The organism is Streptomyces rugosispiralis (assembly GCF_024505145.1).
GTDB classification, from domain to species: Bacteria; Actinomycetota; Actinomycetes; order Streptomycetales; family Streptomycetaceae; genus Streptomyces; species Streptomyces rugosispiralis.
This window is the reverse complement of the sequence record NZ_JANIAA010000270.1, coordinates 1-312: the sequence shown is the minus strand read 5'-3', so window position 1 is coordinate 312 and position 312 is coordinate 1. Positions and strand designations below refer to the sequence as shown.

At 71.2% G+C, this 312-nt stretch carries 1 protein-coding gene; it reads right to left on the bottom strand.

Annotated features, from left to right (window positions below; translation table 11 throughout):
• Positions 1 to 312: acyltransferase domain-containing protein (locus NP777_RS47400; RefSeq protein WP_256656403.1), on the bottom strand; the 312-nt coding region annotated here is incomplete at both ends.

Here is a 312-nt window from a genome sequence, read left to right as displayed (position 1 = left end):
TGAACACCGCCCAGGAGATCGTTCAACTCCTCCCGGATCTCGTCCACTTGAGGACCATGCGAGGCATAATCCACCTCGATCAGCCGCGCCCGCTCCCCCACCTCCTGACACCCGGCCACGACAGCGGCCACCTGCTCCGGCGGACCCGACACCACCGTGGACGAGGGGCCGTTGACGGCTGCGACGCCTACCCCGGCGGCCTGATCACCCAGGCCGGAGAGCAGTTGGCCCGCCCGCTCCTGGCCCACACCGAGGGACGCCATCGCCCCGCCACCGGCCAACCGCCGCAGCACCTTGCTCCGCTGCGCCACG